Origin of the sequence: Snodgrassella communis (assembly GCF_914768045.1) — a bacterium.
Taxonomy (GTDB): Bacteria; Pseudomonadota; Gammaproteobacteria; order Burkholderiales; family Neisseriaceae; genus Snodgrassella; species Snodgrassella communis.
In genome coordinates, this window is the sequence record NZ_CAJZCD010000009.1 from 71,608 (window position 1) to 78,824 (window position 7,217).

Genomic DNA, 7,217 nt, shown 5'->3' on the forward strand with positions numbered 1-7,217 from the left:
ATTCAAGAATCACTAAAAAAGTTAAATTAAAACTAATTATAATTAACCTATCAAACGATTATAGAGGTGATGCCAATATGAGCAATAAACATTTTTCTGCTGATGCGCCGGTTTCATCAAAAGAAGAAGATAAATTTTCTCGATGGAAATTTGCAGAAAGAGTTGGACAAGTGATTGCGAAAAGAGAGGATCCAAGTGGTCTTGTAATTGGGCTATATGGAGTATGGGGAGATGGAAAAACTTCCGTTCTAAACTTTATACAGCAATCCCTCAAATCTGAAGAAAAAGTTATTTGCATCAAGTTTAATCCGTGGCGTTACGGTACTGAAAATGATTTATTAAAAGGTTTCTTTTTTACCATTGCGGAGGCATTAGATACTAAATTAATTAAAAAGGGTGATTATTTTAAGGATTTAGTAAAAAACTTAGCGCCACATGCTGGAGAAGCTATAAATTTGGGCTGGCTGGGTAATATAATTAGTCACTTCATCAAAAAAGTTGATACAGAGGAATTGAAAAAGAGAATTGAAGCTGCATTAGAAAAAGCCCAAAAACGAGTTCTTATTCTGATTGATGATGTAGATAGATTGGATAAGGCAGAAATCCAATTATTATTTAAAATTGTTAAATTAATCGCCGATTTTAAATATACAGCCTATATTTTAGCCTTTGATAAAGATATTGTAGTTTCAGCATTACAAGAGAGATATACGGGTGCTAATCATCATGCAGGTGAAGCATTTCTAGAGAAAATCATCCAAATACCCTTACATTTACCCGCAGTGAGTAAGGAAGTTTTAAAACAATTTTGTTTCAATGAGATCAATAATGCTTTAGCTGTAGCTGAAATTAAGCTTACTGATCAACAATTTCAAGAGTTCTGGCAAAACTTTAGTGCCTTTGATGAACAATTATGTACGCCTCGCAGAGCGAAACTCTATGGTAATGCATTGTTATTTTCTCTTCCTATACTAAAAGGAGAAGTTAATCCAGTTGATTTAATGCTTATTGAGGGCGTTAGAATTTTTTATCCATCTTTATATGAAGCTATTAGAAACCATAAGAATCTTTTTACGGAAATACTTTATGAAGATATATTTATAAGGAATGAACCAGAAAAAGAGAAAATAAAAGATAGTATTAATACCGCACTTAATTTGCAACAGAATATTAATAAAGAAAATATTATCGAATTATTAAAACAATTATTTCCCAAGTTAAATCAGGTGTATAGCAATATATTTTATGATTCAAGTTATCATTTAAACTGGAATAAGGCTCAACGTATTTGTTCAGAAAATTATTTTTCAAAATATTTTTTGTATTCAGTTCCAAATGACGAGGTTGCTGATTCGGCTATACCTCCTTTATTATCAAACTTAGCGTCTTGGCAATCCCCTTTTCATGAAGATGAAAACCCATTAAATAGTTTAATAAATACTGATAATGCAGACAATATTATTAAAAAATTGAGGCATAAAGCCAAAAGTATTTCAAGTGACATTGCTTATCCCTTGGCAATTGCAATAGCCCAAAAAAGTGCATTAATGTCTAATCCTGAAATATTATTCAGTTTCTTAACACCGTTAGTCCAATCCGCAATTTTATCAAATCAGTTAATCCAAAATGTTGAACGAAATAAAAGAGCAGAATTAGTTTTTAGATGTATTGATGATGCTTCATCTCTTGCGTTCAAAGTAGAACTTTTCCGTTGGTTACGTAGAGAGGATAAAGAAAGACCGGAAAAAGAATACTTTTCAGAAGAATGTCTCAATCAATTTGGAATCTATTTAGGTAGGAATATCATAAAAAAGCATATCTCGCATAATGAAGATATTACCACAAGATATTCTGGAGCTTTATCTCATATCTTTAATATATTACATATGTATGTAAACACTCATTGTGTTAATGATTATATTAGGCAATTAATTGCTCAAGACCACATGGCAATTGTACGTTTGCTTACTGCCTATGCACCAGCAGCATGGAATGAGGCAGGTGAACATAAGGCTGATTTTAAAAAGGAGCATTATAATAGTTTAACTAAAAAAATAGATGTATCTGCTTTTATTAAAAGCATTGAAGATAATTTTTCTCATTTGCTTGATATACCAGATGATTATCCAAGTAGATACGAGCACAAAAATCTGAATGAGGGAGAGCTGTTGATACAACAGTTTTTGTGGCTACATCAGCATCCTGAAAAGGATCCATCACTATTATAAATAATAAAGCCGCAAGCCAGCTTGCGGCTTTATTATTTCATTTGTGGTTACATCATTCCGTTTTATTTACCAATCTCTCCATCGCCTTAGGCGTGATTTCTAAAATCTTGGCAATATCTTCAATGGATACACCTTTTTCCAATAAGGCATTAATTAATATTTTTTTCTCGAAATCGGCTTTTTCTTTTATCTCCCTTGCTTTTTGCTGCGCTGTTTTGGTCTTGCCCTTTTCAACCGCCAGTTGTTCTTTAGCGATTTGCTTTTCTTCTTTGCGTATCCGTTCAACCACTTGATAAGGCGGTACGTATTTCAGGCTTTGTTCGAGCTCTTCCATTAGTCTGGTGGTACGAAAACTGATGTAACTTCTCGGGGTGATAATCAGGTGGTCGGTAAGCTCAATATTTAAAATACGCGCAACCTGAATTAAGCGGTCGGTGATATCTTTATCTTCTTCAGAGGGAATCAGTGATCCGGATGGGTGGTTATGCACCAGAATCACGCGTGAAGCGTTTTTCATCACTGCAACACGAAACACGTTCATGGGCTCAATGTTGACTGCTTTATAGGAGCCAAGCGCAATCAGTTCGATATACAGGATATAACCACGCTGATTCATGCCAATGATCCAAAGATGTTCTTTTTCTTGGTCAATTTTGTTTTCACGCAATAATACGCGCTGCATGATGCTGTATACGTCATCTGTGCTTTCGATATAGCGTTTATCATGCTTGGCCAGTTTAATATCCATCTTATCCCTTTGTAAAATACATTAAAAATAATATAGCATATTTTATATGTGCTAAGCAGTAGTCAATCAATACCGAAAGTTTACGTTGATAAAAAATGCTTGATTTGTGATACAACGCTTTTCAAACCACAGCATCAAAGGGTGCTTGTTTGCTAAATCAAATGCGAGGCGGATAGCCCTACGCTACATGCAACCGTTTATTATTATACCAATAAAAACAAGCTGCGCAGGCATGTTGTCAATGAGGTGTTATTACGAGTTTTCTCCACTCGTGCAAACTTGGTTTGAATGGTTTTAGATATTGCATCAGCCCTGCATTATCATACCAACATCCTACGCCGTATATATAACGTAAGCCATTCATTTATAAATAGCTGCCAATATTTTTCGGCATAATATGCGAATATATCAATCATTTAAAAATACAAAATTAGATGCAAATATCTCCGTGTACATACTTATCAGTGATAGCACTGAGTAGCGACATCTTCACCAAATCATTTAGTAACTTAGTTTCATAGTAATAAGCGCAACGGTTTAAACCAATCATAGCTCGGCTCATGATAATAGTAGCAGAATAACATCTTGCAGTTGCACAGTCTAAGCTTAACGTGTTTTAGTCGGCACTGGGATTTTTGATGATTGTCTTCTAAACTGTGGTTGTAAACTCTATTGAGCAATCATCAGTTTAAGCTTGCCGTTTTCAGCTTGTAGTTCTTTTAAGCATTTGCTGTCATTCTTCAGTTGCGATGAATTATTCCCTCTTTAATAAATGCAGTTTAAATACTTTTAAATGTTGCTTCTGCCACTGCATTGGCATACGGACAGCCATTTTTACTGAGTGAACGCTGTAGATTAGATGGATTGATATGCTTACTAAACAACTGTTTAACAAATACCTTTCCTTTATCTGAATGAAACAGATGTTATGATGACTATGGTTGTTTAATCTGGCTTCATGCAGACATTAATCAATCTGCGGTTTTATATTGTCTAACACGATAGCTAGCAATCTGTCGGTTCGATAAATTAAGCAGTACACATAAGTAATTCTTGTGCTGGTTAACACCAATATAGTTTAAGTCTGCTACTATAATCTGCTGTTTGACGCTGACATTAAACTGGTGTGGTAAATAATTAGCTATGGCTGCGCTATTGCTTGCCGTCTGGTGTTCTTGATAACGTTTAATCGTATATTTGATATCAATGATAGCGATTTCATTACTTGGGTACGGTCACGACGGGAAACACTGATGCCTGTTTGTTGTCTGGTAAAGCGAATGCGTTTGCCTTCATAAGATTGATAGCTGTGTTTCAAAATAGTCAATATTTTATCGGTGTAATGGGTGAATGATTGCCGTTTAATGGCTTGGCACTGATGCATAATGTCTGGATATGCTAAGCAGCGACATTATGCTGCTACCGCATAACGATGTTGGTTTACTTTCAGAATTTTGTTTTTCATGCCATTATCAGTGCAGCCCGCTTTAGGATATTGTTTTCCATCCGTAGCTGCTTAAGTTCTTTCCGTGAAACAATCAGTTCATTTTCCTCTGGCGTGCGGTTATTTTTGGTCTTAATAGAACTGCTTTTACTTGACTGGCTTATCCAGCAGTTTAAAGTGAAAGATGTCAAATCGTATTGCCATATCAACTCACTGCGCAATTTTCCTGCTCATCAAGTTTAATCATTTGTGCATTGGAATCAGTACTAAAAGTGCATCATGCGCGTTTTTGCTGATTCATTATTTTTCCTTTTTTAGAGTTAAGTTTATCTTACCACTAAAAAGTTGTATGAATGAATGTAGCCTATGCGATCAGCCATTACTTTAACTTCGGATGTTGTTTAAAAAACGCCATCACTTCAGTATATTTAGCGCCAAGACCCATATTATAAATATGTGCTATTTAATTAATGATAGATTGTAGATAAACTTTGCTTATAGAATAAGCTGATAATCAATTAAGAAAGTAGACTTATGCTGTGGAAATTTTCTCATCGAGCACAAGCTCTCAAAAGCTCTACCATTCGTGAAATTCTGAAAGTTACTGAGCATTCTGATGTGATTTCATTTGCTGGTGGGCTGCCCGCTCCGGATGCATTTCCAATAGCCGAAATTCAGGCAGCTGTGAACACTGTTTTAGCAAGCAAAGATATTTATGATGCTTTGCAATACGGTCCAACGGAGGGTTATACTCCATTAAGGCAATGGATTGCCAATTATTTATCAACACGCGATCAAATTGCTATCAGTGCTGATGAAATTCTGATTGTGACGGGTTCGCAACAGGCACTGGATTTAATTGGTAAAGCTCTGATTAATGAAAAGGACAAGGTATTAGTTGAGACACCAACTTATCTGGGTGCTTTACAATCGTTTAATCAGTTCAATCCTGAGTATGTTGCCATTAGCAGTGATGAGAAGGGCTTAATTCCTGAATCTATTGATGATAAGCTGGCCAGCTCGGCAAAATTTCTCTATAGCATTCCTAATTTTCAAAATCCTACCGGACGTCGGTTATCTTTAGAACGGCGGCAAGCTTTGGCTGCAAAAGCTAAACAAAATGATTTGGTACTCATTGAAGATGATCCTTATGGCGATTTGGATTATCAAGGCCAGCGACTGCCTGGTTTATATACATTGGCACCTGAAAACACTGTTTATTTAGGTTCATTTTCCAAAATTTTAACGCCTGGTTTGCGTTTGGGTTATGTAGTTGCTAACAAACAATTTATCGGTAAATTGGTACAATTGAAGCAGGCATCCGATTTACATACGCCAAGTTTGACGCAATACATCGCTTATCAAATTATCAGCAAAAATAATTTTCTTAATCATCATATTCCGAAAATTCGCCAGTTATACAGTACGCGTTGCCAGTATATGTTGCATTCTTTGACTCAATATATGCCTAAAGAAGTGAGCTGGAATCAACCGGAGGGCGGTATGTTTATCTGGGTTGAGTTACCGGAAAGTATTAATGCAACTGAGTTACTGAGTGAGGCTATTAGTCGGAAAGTTGTATTTGTCCCCGGTGAAACTTTCTTTGCACATGCTGAGAAAAATAATTGCCTACGGCTGGCTTTTGTTACTGTACCGGAAGAAAAAATTGACTGTGGCATCAAGATTCTGGCCGAAATCATTAATCATCATATTCATCAACCGCAAGAAAAAATTGTCATGGTTTAGATTGTTGCTATGACTCGGTGCTGTGATTACAGACCAATACCTTTAGATTATTGGTGTTGGTTTATTTTCGGCATGTATCAATTTTTATGGGTTTACAAGGAATTTTGAATAACAGTATGTTCCACTGGTCATTTACAGTCATTGAATAATTAGCCCGAACCAGTTTATGAGATTTTGAAATAATATTTTTTAATCAACGAATTTGAAATATAAAATCTTAAAAAAGAGATAATGAGACAATATTATGAGTTTAAAACAAGTGAACTTTTTTAAACCACTTTTTTAATCTCATTTTTTCTTTTTATCCATTTTTGCGCTTTTAAAATCAATAACTAAAAATACAATAAACAAGTAAAAACATTCCGAACAAGTGCAGACAATCTAAAAAATACCTAAATTTTTATTCTCTCGTTATTGAGGCAGATGATAAAAAAAGCCTTTGTAAAACAAAAAAAGACTGGATATTATCCAGTCTTTTTTGAGCAAGTTCGATAAATTATTGAACTTTAATTTCTACATCAACACCAGCAGGCAAATCCAGCTTCATCAATGCATCAGTGGTTTTATCAGTCCAGTCGATAATGTCCATCAAACGCAAATGAGTGCGGATTTCCAACTGCTCACGTGAAGTTTTATTCACGTGTGGAGAACGCAACAGGTTGAAACGTTCAATTTTAGTTGGTAGAGGAATTGGACCTTTTACCACAGCGCCAGTACGTTTGGCAGTATCCACGATTTCCTGAGCAGAACGATCGATCAAGGTGTAGTCGTAAGCTTTAAGGCGAATACGGATTTTCTGGTTTTTCATATCTATATTCTTCCTGATTAAGCGATAACTTTAGCAACCACACCGGCACCAACTGTACGGCCACCTTCACGAATCGCAAAGCGCAAGCCTTCTTCCATCGCGATCGGGTGAATCAGTTCTACATCGATGGTTACGTTTTCACCCGGCATTACCATTTCTACTCCTGCCGCCAAGCTTACTGCGCCTGTTACGTCTGTTGTACGGAAATAGAATTGTGGGCGGTAGTTCGCGAAGAATGGTGTA

Annotated in this window: 6 protein-coding genes; 2 read left to right on the forward strand and 4 right to left on the reverse strand. The window is 35.8% G+C overall.

Annotated features, from left to right (window positions below; translation table 11 throughout):
- Positions 1-77 precede the first annotated feature (77 nt).
- Positions 78-2,228, forward strand: a complete 2,151-nt coding sequence (locus MJ761_RS09105) for a KAP family P-loop NTPase fold protein (protein WP_093092459.1) — start codon at positions 78-80, stop codon at positions 2,226-2,228.
- Between the two features lie 52 nt (positions 2,229-2,280).
- Here the strand turns inward: MJ761_RS09105 and MJ761_RS09110 are convergent, their stop codons facing one another.
- The gene (locus MJ761_RS09110) at positions 2,281-2,976 is read right to left on the reverse strand and encodes a JAB domain-containing protein (RefSeq protein WP_093092461.1); all 696 of its coding nucleotides are present in this window, start codon (positions 2,974-2,976) and stop codon (positions 2,281-2,283) included.
- 1,141 nt (positions 2,977-4,117) lie between these two features.
- Positions 4,118-4,360: a hypothetical protein gene (locus tag MJ761_RS09115; RefSeq protein ID WP_093092463.1), complete on the reverse strand. Its 243-nt coding sequence runs from the start codon at positions 4,358-4,360 to the stop codon at positions 4,118-4,120.
- A 594-nt stretch (positions 4,361-4,954) separates the two neighbouring features.
- Between MJ761_RS09115 and MJ761_RS09120 the strand changes: the two genes are divergently transcribed.
- On the forward strand, positions 4,955-6,166 hold the full coding sequence (locus tag MJ761_RS09120; protein WP_093092467.1) for an aminotransferase-like domain-containing protein: 1,212 nt from the start codon (positions 4,955-4,957) through the stop codon (positions 6,164-6,166).
- Between the two features lie 496 nt (positions 6,167-6,662).
- On the opposite strand, the gene rpsJ is transcribed toward MJ761_RS09120, so the two are convergent.
- Together rpsJ and MJ761_RS09130 are read right to left on the reverse strand one after the other, a co-directional pair.
- Positions 6,663-6,974, reverse strand: a complete 312-nt coding sequence (rpsJ, locus tag MJ761_RS09125) for a 30S ribosomal protein S10 (protein ID WP_037406906.1) — start codon at positions 6,972-6,974, stop codon at positions 6,663-6,665.
- 17 nt (positions 6,975-6,991) lie between these two features.
- Positions 6,992-7,217 (reverse strand): EF-Tu C-terminal domain-related protein (locus tag MJ761_RS09130; RefSeq protein ID WP_476749652.1); only part of this gene is annotated, 226 nt, incomplete at its 5' end.

Excerpts from the sequence above, each read along its gene's own strand:
- MJ761_RS09105 (WP_093092459.1), top strand. The coding sequence starts at position 78 with ATGAGCAATAAACATTTTTCTGCTGATGCGCCGGTTTCATCAAAAGAA.
- MJ761_RS09110 (WP_093092461.1), bottom strand. The coding sequence starts at position 2,976 with ATGGATATTAAACTGGCCAAGCATGATAAACGCTATATCGAAAGCACA.
- MJ761_RS09115 (WP_093092463.1), bottom strand. The coding sequence starts at position 4,360 with ATGCATCAGTGCCAAGCCATTAAACGGCAATCATTCACCCATTACACC.
- MJ761_RS09120 (WP_093092467.1), top strand. The coding sequence starts at position 4,955 with ATGCTGTGGAAATTTTCTCATCGAGCACAAGCTCTCAAAAGCTCTACC.
- rpsJ (WP_037406906.1), bottom strand. The coding sequence starts at position 6,974 with ATGAAAAACCAGAAAATCCGTATTCGCCTTAAAGCTTACGACTACACC.